This window comes from Nonomuraea aridisoli (assembly GCF_003236395.1).
In the GTDB taxonomy this organism is placed as follows: Bacteria; Actinomycetota; Actinomycetes; order Streptosporangiales; family Streptosporangiaceae; genus Nonomuraea; species Nonomuraea aridisoli.
Genome location: NZ_POUD01000227.1, coordinates 1 through 15148 on the forward strand (window position 1 = coordinate 1; position 15148 = coordinate 15148).

Annotated in this window: 19 protein-coding genes; 5 read left to right on the forward strand and 14 right to left on the reverse strand. The window is 72.2% G+C overall.

Going from position 1 to position 15148, the window contains the following annotated elements:
• Positions 1-503 (forward strand): hypothetical protein (locus C1J01_RS49295; protein WP_220040266.1); only part of this gene is annotated, 503 nt, incomplete at its 5' end.
• Here the strand turns inward: C1J01_RS49295 and C1J01_RS49300 are convergent.
• The 6 genes from C1J01_RS49300 to C1J01_RS36350 form a co-directional block, all read right to left on the reverse strand.
• Positions 464-2407 carry a hypothetical protein gene (locus tag C1J01_RS49300; protein WP_146615852.1) on the reverse strand — a complete coding sequence of 648 codons (1944 nt, stop codon included), beginning with the start codon at positions 2405-2407 and terminating at the stop codon, positions 464-466. The two genes, C1J01_RS49295 and C1J01_RS49300, sit on opposite strands and share 40 nt — an antisense overlap.
• 137 nt (positions 2408-2544) lie before the next feature.
• Positions 2545-2688 (reverse strand): hypothetical protein, encoded by a 144-nt coding sequence (locus C1J01_RS50395; RefSeq protein ID WP_181449160.1) that lies wholly within the window; start codon positions 2686-2688, stop codon positions 2545-2547.
• A gap of 759 nt (positions 2689-3447) precedes the next feature.
• Entirely contained in the window at positions 3448-4152 is a 705-nt protein-coding gene (locus C1J01_RS36335; protein ID WP_111183500.1) for a VIT1/CCC1 transporter family protein, read from the reverse strand.
• Positions 4152-5234 (reverse strand): prolipoprotein diacylglyceryl transferase, encoded by a 1083-nt coding sequence (gene lgt / locus C1J01_RS36340; RefSeq protein WP_111183501.1) that lies wholly within the window; start codon positions 5232-5234, stop codon positions 4152-4154. Before lgt ends, C1J01_RS36335 begins: the two co-directional genes overlap by 1 nt.
• Before the next feature lie 26 nt (positions 5235-5260).
• A complete protein-coding gene (locus C1J01_RS36345) occupies positions 5261-6028 on the reverse strand; it encodes a DsbA family protein (protein ID WP_111183502.1) in 768 nt (255 codons plus the stop codon).
• On the reverse strand, positions 6025-6501 hold the full coding sequence (locus C1J01_RS36350; RefSeq protein WP_235854904.1) for a MauE/DoxX family redox-associated membrane protein: 477 nt from the start codon (positions 6499-6501) through the stop codon (positions 6025-6027). The genes C1J01_RS36345 and C1J01_RS36350 overlap by 4 nt, the downstream gene beginning before the upstream one ends.
• Positions 6502-6703: 202 nt before the next feature.
• On the opposite strand from C1J01_RS36350, the gene C1J01_RS36355 reads away from it, so the two are divergent.
• Both C1J01_RS36355 and C1J01_RS36360 read left to right on the forward strand, forming a co-directional pair.
• Positions 6704-7309, forward strand: a complete 606-nt coding sequence (locus C1J01_RS36355; RefSeq protein ID WP_111183504.1) for a TetR/AcrR family transcriptional regulator — start codon at positions 6704-6706, stop codon at positions 7307-7309.
• The gene (locus tag C1J01_RS36360) at positions 7306-7953 is read left to right on the forward strand and encodes a VC0807 family protein (RefSeq protein ID WP_111183505.1); all 648 of its coding nucleotides are present in this window, start codon (positions 7306-7308) and stop codon (positions 7951-7953) included. The genes C1J01_RS36355 and C1J01_RS36360 overlap by 4 nt, the downstream gene beginning before the upstream one ends.
• A gap of 73 nt (positions 7954-8026) precedes the next feature.
• Here the strand turns inward: C1J01_RS36360 and trpA are convergent, their stop codons facing one another.
• The 8 genes from trpA to C1J01_RS36400 all read right to left on the reverse strand — a co-directional run bounded on the left by trpA (position 8027) and on the right by C1J01_RS36400 (position 13916).
• Positions 8027-8821, reverse strand: coding sequence for a tryptophan synthase subunit alpha (trpA, locus tag C1J01_RS36365; protein WP_111183506.1), 795 nt, complete (start codon positions 8819-8821; stop codon positions 8027-8029).
• A 122-nt stretch (positions 8822-8943) separates the two neighbouring features.
• Positions 8944-10113 (reverse strand): tryptophan synthase subunit beta, encoded by a 1170-nt coding sequence (trpB, locus tag C1J01_RS36370; RefSeq protein WP_181449162.1) that lies wholly within the window; start codon positions 10111-10113, stop codon positions 8944-8946.
• A gap of 74 nt (positions 10114-10187) precedes the next feature.
• Positions 10188-11027 (reverse strand): indole-3-glycerol phosphate synthase TrpC, encoded by an 840-nt coding sequence (gene trpC, locus C1J01_RS36375; protein WP_111183508.1) that lies wholly within the window; start codon positions 11025-11027, stop codon positions 10188-10190.
• Positions 11028-11170: 143 nt separating this feature from the next.
• Entirely contained in the window at positions 11171-11596 is a 426-nt protein-coding gene (locus C1J01_RS36380) for a DUF2752 domain-containing protein (RefSeq protein WP_111183509.1), read from the reverse strand.
• 17 nt (positions 11597-11613) lie between these two features.
• Positions 11614-12456 carry a DUF4190 domain-containing protein gene (locus C1J01_RS36385; RefSeq protein ID WP_111183510.1) on the reverse strand — a complete coding sequence of 281 codons (843 nt, stop codon included), beginning with the start codon at positions 12454-12456 and terminating at the stop codon, positions 11614-11616.
• A gap of 109 nt (positions 12457-12565) precedes the next feature.
• Complete coding sequence (locus C1J01_RS36390) at positions 12566-13162, reverse strand: Trp biosynthesis-associated membrane protein (protein ID WP_111183511.1); 597 nt, start codon at positions 13160-13162, stop codon at positions 12566-12568.
• Between the two features lie 8 nt (positions 13163-13170).
• The gene (gene hisI / locus C1J01_RS36395) at positions 13171-13515 is read right to left on the reverse strand and encodes a phosphoribosyl-AMP cyclohydrolase (RefSeq protein ID WP_111183512.1); all 345 of its coding nucleotides are present in this window, start codon (positions 13513-13515) and stop codon (positions 13171-13173) included.
• 65 nt (positions 13516-13580) lie between these two features.
• Positions 13581-13916, reverse strand: coding sequence for an STAS domain-containing protein (locus tag C1J01_RS36400; protein WP_181449161.1), 336 nt, complete (start codon positions 13914-13916; stop codon positions 13581-13583).
• Positions 13917-14068: 152 nt separating this feature from the next.
• Here C1J01_RS36400 and C1J01_RS36405 point away from each other — a divergent pair, with 152 nt between their 5' ends.
• Positions 14069-14905, forward strand: coding sequence for an MEDS domain-containing protein (locus C1J01_RS36405; RefSeq protein ID WP_268958772.1), 837 nt, complete (start codon positions 14069-14071; stop codon positions 14903-14905).
• Positions 14898-15148: ATP-binding protein (locus C1J01_RS36410; protein ID WP_146615853.1), on the forward strand; the 251-nt coding region annotated here is incomplete at its 3' end. The genes C1J01_RS36405 and C1J01_RS36410, both read left to right, overlap by 8 nt.

The following is a 15148-nucleotide window of genomic DNA, read 5'->3' on the forward strand; positions in this document are numbered from 1 at the left end:
CCACCGCACCGGACACCCCCATCACCCGCCGCAGACCAACCACCCTCAGCCCCGTTCACCGAGCGGCCATGACCCGTCACGGCACCTTCACCGCGAAGAAGACAACGCCCACAATCACATCGGACGGCGCCGTGACCACGCCGCACGACACCACACCCACACCAGGCGCCACCATGACCGACCCGGACGGCGCCCTCACCACACCAAGCAACACCATCGCGGCACCAGACGGCCCCACGACCACGCCACACGACGTCACCCCAGCCGTGCACGGCACCACCACCACGCCGCACGGCACCACGACCGGTGGTGTCATGGTCACGTCCAGCAGCGCAGCCACCACCATGGGCACGGCCTGGACCACGCTGGTGAGCGGCACCAGCCCGGGACGCGGTGGCCGCTTCGTCCGCGCGCCACCTCACCAGGGCGCGCTCTCCCCCAGCCACGACCACTCTGAACGGCATCAGGAGGACGGCCCCGTGATGGAGACGACGCGACGGTAGATGGCCTTCTCCGCTCCGCGCAAGGCCAGGGTCAGGGAGACGAAGTCGTCCTGGGTGTCAGGCTCCGCGCCGTCCACTCTGCCGATCCACACCAGGCCGACGTAGTGTCCGAGCGCGTAGCCGCCGGCCTCGGAGTAGCCGCCGGCGGGGAAGGCCGCCTTGGAGGACTTCAGCGGGTGCGTCCAGCCGCCACGGTAAAGCGTCTTCAAAGAGTCGACCAATCCGGCGGCCGACTCGCTGTCCTTGAGATTGAGTAGCGTGTACTGCCCCACGTACCGGCCGTCGGAGCTGGCATAGAGACCTCGGGCGGCCTGGGTGCAGCCGCCGTCCGACACCTGCTCGAGGAGGGCGTCACCCCACAGCACGGCACCGCAGTCGGCGTCGAGCTGTTTGGCCACGAGCTTGAGTTTCAGCTTCTTGGTGACGGGCAACTCGCTCTGCCCGAACACCTCCTTCTCGGTGAGCGCCTTCGCGTCCCCGGCGCGTTCGGCCAGAGGCGCGAACAGCTTGGGTGAGCCCCAGCCGTGGAACACCTGAGGCAGCGCCGCGTCCGGGACGACGACGGCGGCGCCGGCCTGCCGTTCGGGCGAGCGGCTGCCGATCGACTGGATGGCCACCACCAGGCCGCCGGCGCCCACGAGCACTCCGACGACCGTGGCGATGACGACGATCAGCCGCTGCTGCTCCGGGCGCAGCCCCATCCCGGTGAGCACCGGGAACTGCCAGTCCGAACGCGGAGGCCGACGCCGTTTCCGAGCCGCACCGCCCGGCCGCCCGGCGGCTTCGGCCTGCGCCGCCAATTCGCGCGACGCCGCCTCCGCCCGGGCGCGTCCTCCGACCCGGGGAAAGCTCTCGAACCCATCAGTAGCGGCTGCTTCATCACCACCGGCCTCGGAAGCCCACGCCCAGTCGGCCTCCTGATCCCGCTCACCCCGAGCAGAACTTTGGGACATCCCCTCACCCGGCCGGCCCTCAGCGCCACCGGAACGGGAGACTTCCGTACCCCGCCGGCCCACACCACGACCTCCGGCACGGGACGCCCCCTCAACCGGCGAGCCTTCGGCGACATCACGGGAACGGGATGCCCGCTCGGCGCGTTCGTCCCCGGCAACACCGTCGAGCTGCGATGCCCACCCGGCACCAGCGGAACGAGACGGCCCTTCAAGCCTGTCGGCGCGCGCCGAATCATCGACACGAGGAAGCTCCTCGAACCCGTCGGTGTGACCCACCGCCCGGTCGCCGCGGCCTCTCCGGCGCCCGCCGTCCGAGCGGCTCCGCCGCCGACGACCACCTTCAGCGCCGTCCTGCCGCCACGAACCGCTGTCTGCGCGAGCCGTCTGCCGGCCACCGTCATCGCCGGCCGCCGCGGCACCACCCTCGCGTTCCGCCCCGCCTCGCTGCCGGCCGTCACCACGGGATCCGGCAGCTTCCCAGCCACCGTCTTCGGACCGCGCCGCCTCCCAGCCACCACTCTCCGGCCGCACCGCCGAGCTGCCGCTTGCAGAACCGGCACCTGCCCGACCGCCATCCCGCACGCCGCCCGCCGCCCGGCCACCCTCGGGCTGCACCGCGTCCCAACCGCCGCTTTCGGCCCTGGCCGCCTCCCAACCGCCGCTTTCGGCCCTGGCCGCCTCCCAACTACCGCTTTGGGGCCGCGCCGCCTCCCAACTACCGCTTTGGGACTGCACCGCTTCCCAACTGCCGCTTGCAGAACCCGCACCTGCCCGCGCGCCGCCCGACGCCCGGCCACCGTACTCGGGCGGCATCGCGTCCCAACCGCCACTTTCCGGGCGGGTGTTAGCGCCGGTGTTGCCGGCGAAGAGGTTTTCGCCGGGGCCCGCGACCGGCGGCGTGCCGTCGCCCTGCCCGGCCGCCTGCCCGGCCGCCTGCCAGTCGCCGGACACACGATCGGCGGATCGCGTACGCCCCGCCCTCCGGCCGGCGCGTCCACCGGCGGACCGGCCGCGCCGCCCGGTACCCGGTGCCGTGCGCTCGTTCCCGGCCTCGGGCCAACCCCGCTCACTGGCGGGACCACCACCTGTCACCGGTCGGCCACCATCGTCGGGCGGCGCAGGCCGGCCACCGCCAGCGCCTCTGCCGGGACCGCCGTCGTCGCCCGCGAACCAGCCGCCCTCAGCCCGCTGGCCGGAACGAAGGTCACCCGCAGGCCAACCACCGTCAGCACCCTGAGCAGAACGGACGTCGCCCGCCGCAGACCAGGCGCCCTCGGAACGTTGTGCAGATCGGGCGTCACCCGTCGCGGGCCAACCACTCCCAGCACCATTCGCCGAGTGGCCATCGCCGTCGGCGAACCAGCCGCCCTCACCGCCCCGACCGGAACGGACGTCACCGGCCGCCGGCCAGCCGTCGGTGCCTCGGGCGTCGTGGCGCCCGGCCCCTGCACCGGGTGCGGGCCAGCCGCCATCGGTTCCCGGGACCGGTCGGCCGTGGGCGTCCGCGCCCGCCTGACCGGCGTCAGCGCCCGACCACCAGCCGTCGGACGCCGTGCGGTGCGGGGAGTCACCCGCCCACCAGCCGTCGGACGCCGTACTGTCCTGGGCGTCGGCGCCCGCCTGCCAGGCGGCGGACCCACCCGGATGAGGCCAGGCGCCATTGCCCGCACCCTGGCCACCACCACGGCCTGTGCCGCCCGCCGATGATCCACCGGCGAACCCGTCGGCGGCACCCGCCGAACGGCCACGCCCCGTGCCGTCCGCCGCTCTCGCCGAACGGCCGGCACTGCGGCGCCCACCGTCGGCGCCTCCAGCAGAGCGCCCACCGTCACGGCGCATGCCGTCTGCGGGTCCCGCCGAGCGGCCACCGTTGCGGCCGGCGTCGGGTGGTCCGGCGGAGCGGGAGCCGCGGCCCGTGTTGTCGGAGGAGCCCGTCGAGCGGTCGTCGTTCGGCCGGCCGCCGGGGGACGGCGTGCCTCGTCTGCGGGCCATCACAGCCCCGTCATCCCCACCAGGTTGCCGACGCCGAACGTGACGCCGGCCGCCACCACTCCCACCAGGAGCTGGCGCAGCCCGCTGTACCACCAACTGCGTGCCGTCACCGCCGAGACCAGCGCGCCCGCCGCGAACAGCGCCACGCCGGACACCCCCGCCGACCACCCGAGGTGCTCTGCCCCGAACAGGTACGGCAGCAGGGGCAGCAGCGCCCCCAGCCCGAACGACAGGAACGACGACACCGCCGCCACCACGGGCGACGGCAGGTCGCCGGGGGCCACGCCGAGCTCGGCCCGGGAGTGCACCTCCAGCGCGTGCTCGGGGTCGCGGGAGATCTGCCGGGCCACCTCGGCGGCCAGGTCGGGCGCGACGCCCTTGTCGACGAACGTCTGGGCGAGCTCGGCCAGCTCGTCCTCGGGGTGGCGGGCCAGCTCGCGGCGTTCGACGGCGATCTCCGCCTGCGCGAGCTCACGCTGGCTGGCGACCGAGACGTATTCGCCGCCCGCCATGGACAGCGCCCCGGCGGCCAGCCCGGCCACGCCCCCGAGGGCGATGACCTTGGTGTTGGCCGTGCCGCCCGCGACGCCTGCGATGAGCGCGAAGTTCGACACCAGGCCGTCCATCGCGCCGAACACCGAGGGCCGCAACCAGCCCCCGGTGACGTCGCGGTGGCGGTGGTGCGCCTCCGCGCTGCCACTCATCAGGAGCTCTTCTCCTTCGTCGCGGGTTCGGTGGCCTCGGGCGCGTCACCCGCCCGTGCGGCGTCGTCGCCGGAGCCCTCGGCCCGCGGCTCGCCGCCCTCAGCCGAGCCGCCCTCCGGCGAATCGGCCTCGGACGGATCGCGTCCGGAATCGCCGGGCGGGGCGGACGAGGACTCGCCCGTGCCAGGGTCGGCCTGGCCGGACGCGTGTTCCGGATCGACCTCCGCGCCCGGCATGTCAGACATGTCGGACGGCCCCAGCACGATCTCGTCGTCCGTCTTGTTTCTGGTCGCCCAGAAGTACACGAGCGCCCCGACGAAGAGCACGATCGCCGTCCACTGGTTGAGCCGCAGCCCGAGGAAGTGCACGGCGTGGTCGACCCCGCCCACGGGGTCGATGCGCAACCCCTCGATCCAGAAGCGGCCGAGCGTGTAGCCGGCGACATAGAGGGCGAACAGCCGCCCGTGGCGCAACGCGAAGCGCCGCCCCACGAAGATCAGCGCGAAGCCGAGCGCGAGGTTCCACAGCGACTCGTACAGGAACGTGGGGTGGTAGAGGACGCCGGGCTCGCCCCCGTGGTCGACGTCGATCTCCAGGCCCCACGGCAGCGTCGTGGGCGAGCCGTACAGCTCCTGGTTGAACCAGTTGCCCCAGCGGCCGATGGCCTGCGCGAAGGCGATGCCGGGGGCGACGGTGTCGGCGATCGCGCTCATGGACAGGCCGCGCTTGCGCGCGGCCCACCACACGCCGACGCCCCCGAGCGAGATCGCGCCCCAGATGCCGAGACCGCCCTCCCAGATGAACAGCGCCTGGATGGGCTCCTTGATCGCGCGGCTGCCGAAGTAGGTCTGCCAGTCGGTGATGACGTGGTAGAGCCGGCCGCCGATCAGGCCGAAGATGACCGCGGGGACCGCGATGTCGATGATCGTCCCCGGCCGGCCGCCGCGGGCGCGCCAGCGCCGCTCGCTCAGCCAGACGGCGACGACGACGCCGAGCACGATGCAGAGTGCATAAGCCCGGATCGGGATGATTCCGAGATACCAGACCCCCTGGGAAGGGCTGGGAATCGAGGCAAGGGGCATGTCACGTGAGGGTAGCGGAAGCCGGCCTACTTGGCCGCCCCGGTAATCTCATCGCGCAGCTGCCGTGGGCTGAAGAGCACCCCATTGTCTATTTCCGTGCCGTTCAGTTTCACTGTCGGCGTGTGCTGGATCTTCTGCCCGTCGAGGATCTTCTTGCTGTACGCGGCCTGTGCCTCACGGTTCTTCTCCTGCGTGACGCAGGCGTCGAAGCCGGGAGAGGTCACGCCGGCCTCCTTGCCCCACGCCTTGAGCTGGTCGGGCGTGAACCCGGGCTCGGTCTCCGAGGGTTGGTTGCGGAAGAGGAGGTCGTGGAAGGCCATCCACTGCTTGCCGTCGGCAACGCACCGGGCGGCGTTGGCCGCGCGCAGGGAGTTGGACCGGGTCGGCTCCTGCGAGAAGATCGTGATCGGGTGGTAGACGACCTTGGCCTTGCCCTCGAGGGCGAGGTTCTTGAACGTCGCGCCGCTGACCCGCTCCAGCTCCTTGCAGGCGGGGCACTGGAAGTCCTCATAGATGTCGACCACGGGGCCGGTGACGCCGGCCTGCGCCATCACGACGCTGCCGTCGGGCTGGATGGAGACCGGCGCGAGCCGGCCGGCGGCCTCCTCCGAGCGGGAGTTCATGGCGGCGTACCACCAGCCGGCGCCGACCGCGGCGAGCGCCACCACGCCCGTGGTCACGTACGTCGCCAGCCGCTTGCGCCGTTCGCGGGCGCGGGCGGCGGCCTGCTGTTCCTTGATCTTGTCGCGCGCCGACTTCGGCATGGTGTTCGTCCGTCCGCCCTTGGTGGTCATCGTTCGTCCTCCTCGTCATCACGCCTGCCGCCCTCGAGTCCGAGGGCTCCGTCGAGCGCGAACCGGCCCGGCGGGAATCGCACCGCCCAGGCGGCGAGCAGCACCAGACCGAAGTCGCGCACGATGTCGAGCAGGTAGGCGGGCTCCTGTCCGGCCGCGAGCTGGCCGCCGCCGCCGAAGCAGCCGCAGTCGATCCGCAGGCCGTTCGCCCACGCCCAGGCGATGCCGAAGACGAACGCGAACATGAGCACCCCGGCGATGACACCGGCGACCCTGGTCAGCAGACCGACGACCAGCAGCAGGCCCACCACGATCTCCAGGATCGGCAGGGCGTAGCCCACCGGGACGGCGACCGACTCGGGCAGCAGCTGGTAAGCCTTGACCGCCACGACGGAGTCGGCCGGGTTGCCGATCTTGAGCCCGCCTGCCGCGATCAGCACCCCGCCCAGGACGAGCCGGGCGACGGTCGTCACCCAGGGTATCGTCATTGTCGCTTTGGGTGACAATGGGAACGATGACGCGGTCACGAAGTGTCTCTCCTCTGCCTCTGCGCCGGGATGCGCACAGTACCCGGGAATCCATCCGATCACGCCGCAGATAAGCGTCAGCTAAGCCAGCTTTCACCTTCCCATCTGGGAGATTGTGGTTTTTACCCACTTAAGGTAAAAATTACCTATGCAAGTAAAGAAGGAGGCATCTGTCACGAGCTCCGCCCGGCGGGCGCAGATCGTGGACGCGACCATCGCCACGATCGCCGAGCTCGGTTACCACCAGGCGTCCTTCGCCCGCATCGCGGAGCAGGCCGGCCTGAGCAGCACGCGGCTGATCTCGTACCACTTCGACAACAAGGACGAGCTGATGGGCCAGGTGATCGCCACGATCTACGGCGACCTGGCGGAGTTCATGGGCCGGCGGGTCGGCATCAGGACGACGGCGGCGGGCGCGCTGGAGACCTACATCCGCTCCCTGGTGGAGTACGTCAGGGACCATCGCGCCGAGATGCGCGCGGCCACGGAGATCTTCCTCAACTTCCGCCCGGAGGGCGGCACGGCGCTGAGCGATGCGGCCACGAGCCCGTCGGCGCTGTCCCACCTCGAACGGTTACTCGCCTGGGGCCAGGAGAGCGGCGAGTTCGGGACGTTCAACCGCAGGGTGATGGCGATGGCGGTCCAGCGGGCGCTGGACGGGCTGCCGTTCCTGCTGGAGGCCGACCCGGACGCCGACCTCGACGAGTACGCCGCCGAGCTGGCCGCGCTCTTCGCCCGGGCCACGCGCCCGTGAAGGCCCGGCTGCAGGTCCTGGGCTCCCTGGCCGCGGGCGTCGTGGCGCCCATGGCGCTGTACTACGCGCTGCGCGCCGCCGGCCTCTCCCACCCCACCGCGCTGCTGGTCAGCTCGCTCCTCCCGGCCGCCCAGGCCGTCGTCTCCCTGGTACGCGGCCGCAGGCCCGACCGGCTCGGCCTGTTCATGACCACGATGATGCTGGTCGGGGTCGCGGTGTCCGTGCTGGTCCACGACACCCGGTTCCTGCTGGCCAAGGACGGGTGGTTCATGGCGGTCGCCGCCGTCTGGTTCCTCGTCAGCGCGCGCGGGGACCGGCCGCTGGCGTTCGTGTTCACCCGGTTCCTGCTCGAAGGCCGGGTCGGGCCCGGCCGTGAGTCGTGGGACGTGTTGTGGGAGCGGCTGCCGGCCTTCCGGCGCGTGTGGCGGACGGCGACCGTGATCTACGGTGTCGGCATGCTGGCCGACGCCGCGGTGCGGGTCGTCATCGCCTACACGCTGCCGGTGGACGCCGTGCCGGGGATCTCGGCCGCGCAGTACGTCGTCTGGCTGCTGCTCATGCAGGTCGTCATGAACCTCTACCTGGTGCCGGCGGGCCTGTTCAACCGCCACTCCCCGCTCTACGCCGGGCTCAGCCGCACCTGAATCGCACCCGCGGCTCCGCCCCGCGAACGTCGAACGCGGCCCCCAGCAGGGAACCGCGCTCGGTCGCGTCGCCTCAGCGGCGTACGCCCTTGGCCATGTCGCGGGCCAGGACGGCCGCCGACTCACGGCCCGCGGCCTCGTCGGGCGCGTCGAGCAGGCGGCGGATGAACGCCGAGCCCACGATCACCCCGTCGGCGTAGGCGGCGACCTCGGCCGCCTGCGCGCCCGTGCCGACCCCCAGGCCCACGCACACCGGCAGGTCGGTGTGCTGGCGGGTGCGGGCGACCAGGCCCTCGGCGGCGGCGTTGACCGTCTCCCTGGCGCCCGTCACGCCCATGAGCGAGGCGGCGTACACGAAGCCGGTGCAGCAGTCGACGACCGCCTTGATCCGCTGCTCGGTCGAGCTGGGCGCGACGAGGAACACCGTGTCGATGCCGGCCGCCGCGGAGGCCTCCCGCCACGGCTCGGACTCCTCGGGCGTCAGGTCGGGCGTGATCGTGCCCACGCCGCCCGCGTTGGCCAGGTCGCGCGCGAACCGCTCGGCGCCGTACCGGTCGATCGGGTTCCAGTACGTCATGACCAGCGTGGCGGCGCCGGTGGCGGCGACGCCCTCGACCGTGCGCATCACGTCGGCGATGCGGGTGCCGTTGGACAGCGCGCGGTGCACGGCGTCCTGGATCGTCGGCCCGTCGAGGAGCGGGTCGGAGTAGGGCAGGCCGATCTCGATGACGTCGCAGCCGGCCTCCACCAGGGCCGCGGCGGCGGCGATGGCGCCGTCCTTGGACGGGAAGCCCGCCGGCAGGTAGCCGACGAGCGCGGCGCGGTTGTCCGCCTTCGCCTTGGCGAAAACCGTCTGAAGAGTCGTCATGTCTGTCCGTTTCGCACTTATTGGCCGCATTACGTGCGGCGGGCTCGGTCGCTCAGATGCCGTCGCCTCCGGTCGTCGCCGCGGTCGCTTCGCTCCTTACGGCAACGGCGCTCTCCAGCGGGTCAGAGGTTGAAGTATTTCATCGCCGTGCCCATGTCCTTGTCGCCGCGCCCGGACAGGTTGACCAGGATCGTCGCCTCGGGACCGAGCTCGCGGCCCAGCTTGAGCGCGCCCGCCAGGGCGTGGGAGGACTCGATGGCCGGGATGATGCCCTCGGTGCGGGCCAGCAGGGAGAACGCCGCCATCGCCTCGTCGTCGGTGATGCCGTGGTAGGTGGCCCGGCCGGAGTCCTTCAGCCAGGCGTGCTCGGGGCCGACGCCCGGGTAGTCGAGCCCGGCGGAGATCGAGTGGGACTCGATGGTCTGGCCCTCGTCGTCCTGCAGCACGTAGGTGCGCGAGCCGTGCAGCACGCCGACCGACCCGGCGGTGAGCGTGAGCGCGTGCTCGCCGCTGTCGAGACCGCGCCCGGCGGCCTCGTAGCCGTGCAGCTGGACGCCCTCGTCGCCGATGAAGGCGTGGAAGGCGCCGATCGCGTTGCTGCCGCCGCCGACCGCCGCGCACACGGCGTCGGGCAGCCTGCCGGTCAGCTCCAGCATCTGGCGGCGGGCCTCGACGCCGATGATGCGCGCGAAGTCGCGGACCATCTCGGGGAACGGGTGGGGCCCGGCGACCGTGCCGAACAGGTAGTGGGTGGTGTCGACGTTGGTCACCCAGTCGCGGAACGCCTCGTTGATGGCGTCCTTCAGGGTCTGCGAGCCGTTGGTCACCGGGACGACGGTGGCGCCGAGCAGCTTCATCCTGGCGACGTTGAGCGCCTGCCGCTCGCAGTCGACCGCGCCCATGTAGATGACGCACTCCAGGCCGAGCAGGGCCGCGGCGGTGGCGGTGGCCACGCCGTGCTGGCCCGCGCCGGTCTCGGCGATCACGCGCTTCTTGCCCAGCCGCTTGGTGATCAGCGCCTGGCCCAGCACGTTGTTGATCTTGTGGGCGCCGGTGTGGGTGAGGTCTTCGCGCTTGAGCACGATGCGTGCGCCGCCGGCCTCCTCGCTGAAGCGGCGCACGTCGGTCAGCGTGGTCGGCCGGCCGGCGTACGTGCGCAGCAGGTGGTCGAACTCGCGCAGGAACTCCGCGTCGTTCTTGGCCTTCTCGTAGACCGCGGCGACCTCGTCGAGCGCAGGGATCAGCGCCTCGGGCACGAACCGGCCGCCGAAGAGGCCGAACTTGCCGTGCATGTCGGGGTCGTCACCGTGAGGGCCGTTGCCCACCAGGTCGGCGGCGGTCAGGATGGAGCCTTCGTTTGCCACTGCTATCCCTCTGCTGAGTGGTCGGGGCGCGTCGACGGATGAGCGCCGGCGGTCACCAGCGCCTCCACTGCCTTGCGCGGGTCCTTGCCGGTGACCAGGCTCTCCCCCACCAGGACGGCGTCGGCGCCGTTGCGGGCGTAGGCGAGCAGATCGTGCGGGCCGCGCACGCCCGACTCGGCGATTTTGATGACATTATCCGGGATCTTCGGCGCCAGTTTCGTGAAGACCTCGCGATCGACCTCGAGTGTCTTCAGGTTGCGCGCGTTGATTCCGATGACCCGCGCGCCCGCCGCCAGCGCCCTGTCGAGCTCCTCCTCGGTGTGCACCTCGACCAGCGGCGTGAGCCCGATCGACTCGGCCCGCTCGATCAGCGACACGAGCGCCTCCTGCTCCAGGCAGACGACCATGAGCAGGGCCAGGTCGGCGCCGTGGGCGCGGGCCTCCCAGAGCTGGTAGGAGGTCAGGATGAAGTCTTTGCGCAGGATCGGGATGTCGACCCGGGCACGGACCGCCGCGAGGTCGTCGAGGCTGCCGCCGAACTTGCGCCGCTCGGTCAGCACGCTGATGACGTGGGCGCCGCCCGCTTCGTAGTCGGCCGCCAGCGCCGCCGGGTCGGCGATCGCGGCGAGCGCGCCCTTCGACGGGCTGGAACGCTTGACCTCGGCGATCACCGAGACCCGGTCGCCCCCGAGCGCGGCCCTGGCGTCCCTGGGCGCCTGCGCCCGCTCGGCCCGCCGCTTGAGCTCGTCCATCGAGACGGCCTGCTGACGTGCGGCAAGGTCGGCGCGCACCCCGTCGAGGATGTCGTCGAGGACACTCGGCCCTTCCGTCCGCTCACTCACGCGCTTGAGGTCCCTCCGGTCGACATATGGGGGCGGCGGAGAGTTCGCGTCGCGTCCGCTCTCTGCCTATGCCCTGCATGCTATCGGCCTCCATGGGGTCACCCCACCTCCGGTCCCCCCGCCGGCCGTCGGCCCAACAGGACTTACGGCGCGAGGAACGCCCCGAAGGGGAGATTACGGACCACCCAGTAGACCATGACCACTCCGATGAACACCCACAGCCACGCGGGGTGGGGCAGCGGGACCGGCCGGCTCTTCCAGGCGTGCGCCACCCACCTGCCCCACCAGAACACCAGGAAGGGGATCATCACCACGGTCAGCGGGTTGAGCCCGAGCGCGGCGACCGGATCGAGGTGGGCCAGCGCGTGGATGGTGCGCAGCGTGCCGCAGCCCGGGCAGTACAGGCCCGTGAGCGCCAGGAACGGGCAGGCCGGGTAGTGGCCCGGCTCGTTCGGGTCGATCACGCCGACGAACGCGAACAGCGCGCCCGTCCCGGCCGCCACCCCCAGCGGCGCGAGGAGCGGCCGCAGCCGGGCCGCGCCGCGCCGTCCGGTCGTCGCAGATGTCATGGTTCCAGTATCGAGCGTCAGTACGAGCCGTCGTACGAGCTCGCGGTGGAGGCCAGGCCGAGCATGGTCAGGATGAGCCCACCGAAGATCACCCACGTCAGCAGCCAGATCACGACGGTGATGTACGAAGTGACCAGGCCGCCCACGGCCATGCCCTGGCCCTCTTCGCCCGTGCGCTTGATCCTGCTCAGCGCGATGTGGCCGAGGATGACGCCGGGGATGCTGGTGAGGCCGCAGGAGATCAGGCCGACGATGCCCAGCACGAGCGAGGCCACCGCCATGCCGTTGGTGGTCCTGGGCTGGGCCGCGCCGTAGGCGGCGTAGCCCTGCTGGCCGTACTGGTCGTAGCCGTAGCCGGGCTGGGCGCCGTAACCGCCGCTCGGGGGCATCTGGCCGTAGCCGAGGTCCTGCGGATAGCTGGGCGGCTGCTCGCCGTATCCCCCGCCGCTCGAGGGCTGCTGGCCGTAGCCGCCGCCGTAGCCGGGCTGCTCGCCGTAGTTGGGCTGCTGACCGTAGCCGCCACCGCTGCCGGGCTGCTGACCGTAGCCGCCACCGCTGCCGGGCTGCTGACCGTAGCCGCCACCACTGCCGGGCTGCTGACCGTAGCCGCCACCACTGCCGGGCTGCTGACCGTAGCCGCCACCACTGCCGGGCTGCTGACCGTAGCCCCCTCCGCTGCCGGGCTGCTCGCCGTAGCCGGGCGCGGGCGGCTGGCCGTACCCGCCACCGCCGGGCGGCTGCTGACCGTAGCCGCCGCCGCTGCCGGGCTGCTGGCCGTAGCCGGGCGGCTCCTGGCCATAGCCTCCGCCGGGCGGCTGGGCGCCGTAGCCGCCGTTACCGCCCTGGTCCCCGTAGCTCATGAGCTGGCTCCTCAACTGTTCGTGGCGAGTTGCAACGGCAGCTTATTGAGAAAAGGTTTGCCAAGCCGACAGGGAATCAGAACCGTGGAGATTTCGTCACACGGGGGCGTCAGCGCGAATCGGTGGGGTCGTCGCCCCGGTCGAGCGCGTCCCACAGCGCCCGGTCGTCGCTGACCTGCGCACTCTTCCGGGTGGCGGCCTCGCCGGCGGGCCGTTCGTAGCGCGCCGACATGCCCGCCCACCTGGCGCCGCGCACGATCGCGAGCACGCCACCGGCGAACAGCAGCAGCGCGCCGACGCCGGCGACGACCGGCCAGAGGGGCGCGATCTCCCAGCGCAGGCCGGTGGCGGCGTGCACGGCGTTCTGCTCGCTCAGCCAGCCGGTGACGTTGGCGGCGTCGAGCGCCGCCCAGGTGGCCGCCGCGGCGCCCGCGCCGCACAGGGCCAGCAGCGCGCCGACGATCCGGCGGCCGGCGCCCTTGGTGGCGAGCACGGCCACCACCCCGGCCAGCCCGGCCAGCGCCACGGGCGTCAGCGCGGGGCCGAGCGCGCCGCCGGCGGGCGTCTGCGCGTTACCGTCGCCGCCGGAAAGGACCCGCACCCAGGTCTGGCCCGCGGCGACCAGCACGAGCAGGCATCCGAGGGCGGTCGCCACGACCCAGCCCCACAGCTCTCTACGCCCGCTCTCGGGTCTCGCCGTCTCCATGGGCCGGCCTAGCCGAGCGTTCCGAGGCGCCCGGCGTCGAAGCAGGTGCGGTCGCCGGTGTGGCAGGCGGCGCCGATCTGGTCGACCTGCACCAGGACGGTGTCGCCGTCGCAGTCGAGCGCCACGGACTTGACGTGCTGGACGTGGCCGGAGGTGTCGCCCTTCACCCAGAACTCCCCGCGGCTGCGCGACCAGTAGGTGGCCCGGCCGGTGGTGAGCGTGCGGTGCAGCGCCTCGTCGTTCATCCAGGCCAGCATGAGGACCTCGCCCGTGTCGTACTGCTGGGCGATCGCGGGCACCAGGCCGTCGGGATTGCGCTTCAGCCGGGCGGCGATCTCGGGGTCAAGGGACATGCCGCCATTCAACCAGCCCGTTCCCGTGCCCCTGCCACCGCCGCCGCCGTACGGCGTGCCGCCGTTCAGGCGAGGGCTTGGGAGAGGGTGTCGTAGATAGGGAAGAGCGGCGCGAGGTTCGTCCGGCGCAACCGGCGCAGCACCTGGCCGTCCGGCGCCACCAGGGCCATCGAGCCGTTCCGGTCGCGCAGCGTGGCGAGGAGCCGCACCAGGACGCCGAGCCCCGTGGTGTCGATGAAGGTCAGCCCCGTCAGGTCGACCACCAGCCGGGGGCCGTGCGTCTCGACCGCCTCATCGAGGCATTTGCGCACGTCCGAGACGTTGTCCAGGTCCACTTCCCCCGCCAGGCTGACCACCACGAGATCGCCGTGTCGGCGTCGCGTCATCTCCAGCACATCCACGCCCATGCTCCTCGTGACCCCTCCCGTGGGCGACCCCGCCGAAAAGGTACACCTGTCGGGATCGCGTCACGGTGGGTTTTACAGAGAATGCGCTCCGTGATGGTACGGAGCGCAGTAATTTCGGAGCCGACGCGTGCTAGGGGAGGGACATCGTGGGGCACGGCGCAGAATCCGTCCTTGATCCTGATTTAGGTGATCATGTCTGTCTGCCGTTCGAGGACGAGCGGGAGCGCATGGCGGCCACGCGGGCCTTCACCGTGAACGGCCTGCGCCGCCGGAGCCTGGTGGTGATCGTCACCCACGCCGACAGTCCCGAGCGGACGCGTGACTGGCTGGCGCCGCTCGTCCCGGGGTTCGCCGAGGCCGTGTCGGCGGGGCAGGTCGAGATCCTGTCCAGCGCCGAGACCCACTTCACCGACGGCGCCTTCGACCCCGCCCGGGTGTACGCGGGCCTCGCCGAGGCCAACGACCGCGCCCGCAGGCACGGCAGGCACGGGGTGTACGCGCTCGTCGACGCCTCGTGGGGGGTGGGCGACGTGCCGGGGCACGCCGCGTTCGAGGCGGCGGCCAACGAGCTGTTCGCACAGCGGTGGCTGGCCGCCGTCTGCCAGTACGACCGCCGGCTGTTCCCCCGCGACGACCTCGACCGGGCCTCCTCGGTGCATCCGATCGCGCCGGAGCAGGCGCTGCTGCGCTTCGCCGGCACCGTGTCCCCGCGCGGGCTGCGGGTCTGGGGCGACATCGACCTGACCAACCGGCCGGCGTTCGCCTCGCTGCTGGAGGGGCTGGAGAAGGAGCCGGGCGAGGTGGTGATCGACGTCTCCGAGCTCGGCTTCATCGACGTGGGCTCCGCGCAGCTGCTGACCCTCACCGCCATGGCCAGGCCGCGCGGCGCCACCGTGGTCGTCTGCCGCGACCCGGTCGCCCGGGTGCTGCGGCTGATCCGGGCCGACGCGTTCGTCGTGGTACGCCGGGTCGGCGATGTGTAGGCCGTTGCTCTGCGCGGGCTTCGCGCGGGGGCGCATCACGTCCCTGCGCCGGGCGGTGGCGGAGCACGCCAGGTGCGAGGGGCTGACCGGCCGCCGGCTGGAGGACTTCGTGCTGGCGGTCAACGAGATCACCACCAACGCGGTCGTCCACGGCGGCGGTCACGGGCGGCTGCGGCTGTGGGCGTACGGCGGCCGGCTGTGGTGCGAGGTCACCGACGAGGGGCCGGGCCTGCCGGCCGGGTG

What these genes read in the sequence shown, in the direction of transcription:
- C1J01_RS36390 (WP_111183511.1), bottom strand. Translation starts at nt 13,162, where the DNA reads ATGGAGACGGCGAGACCCGAGAGCGGGCGTAGAGAGCTGTGGGGCTGG.
- C1J01_RS36335 (WP_111183500.1), bottom strand. Translation starts at nt 4,152, where the DNA reads ATGAGTGGCAGCGCGGAGGCGCACCACCGCCACCGCGACGTCACCGGG.
- trpB (WP_181449162.1), bottom strand. Translation starts at nt 10,113, where the DNA reads ATGCACGGCAAGTTCGGCCTCTTCGGCGGCCGGTTCGTGCCCGAGGCG.
- lgt (WP_111183501.1), bottom strand. Translation starts at nt 5,234, where the DNA reads ATGCCCCTTGCCTCGATTCCCAGCCCTTCCCAGGGGGTCTGGTATCTC.
- C1J01_RS36355 (WP_111183504.1), top strand. Translation starts at nt 6,704, where the DNA reads ATGCAAGTAAAGAAGGAGGCATCTGTCACGAGCTCCGCCCGGCGGGCG.
- trpA (WP_111183506.1), bottom strand. Translation starts at nt 8,821, where the DNA reads ATGACGACTCTTCAGACGGTTTTCGCCAAGGCGAAGGCGGACAACCGC.
- hisI (WP_111183512.1), bottom strand. Translation starts at nt 13,515, where the DNA reads ATGTCCCTTGACCCCGAGATCGCCGCCCGGCTGAAGCGCAATCCCGAC.
- C1J01_RS36345 (WP_111183502.1), bottom strand. Translation starts at nt 6,028, where the DNA reads ATGACCACCAAGGGCGGACGGACGAACACCATGCCGAAGTCGGCGCGC.
- C1J01_RS36385 (WP_111183510.1), bottom strand. Translation starts at nt 12,456, where the DNA reads ATGAGCTACGGGGACCAGGGCGGTAACGGCGGCTACGGCGCCCAGCCG.
- C1J01_RS36380 (WP_111183509.1), bottom strand. Translation starts at nt 11,596, where the DNA reads ATGACATCTGCGACGACCGGACGGCGCGGCGCGGCCCGGCTGCGGCCG.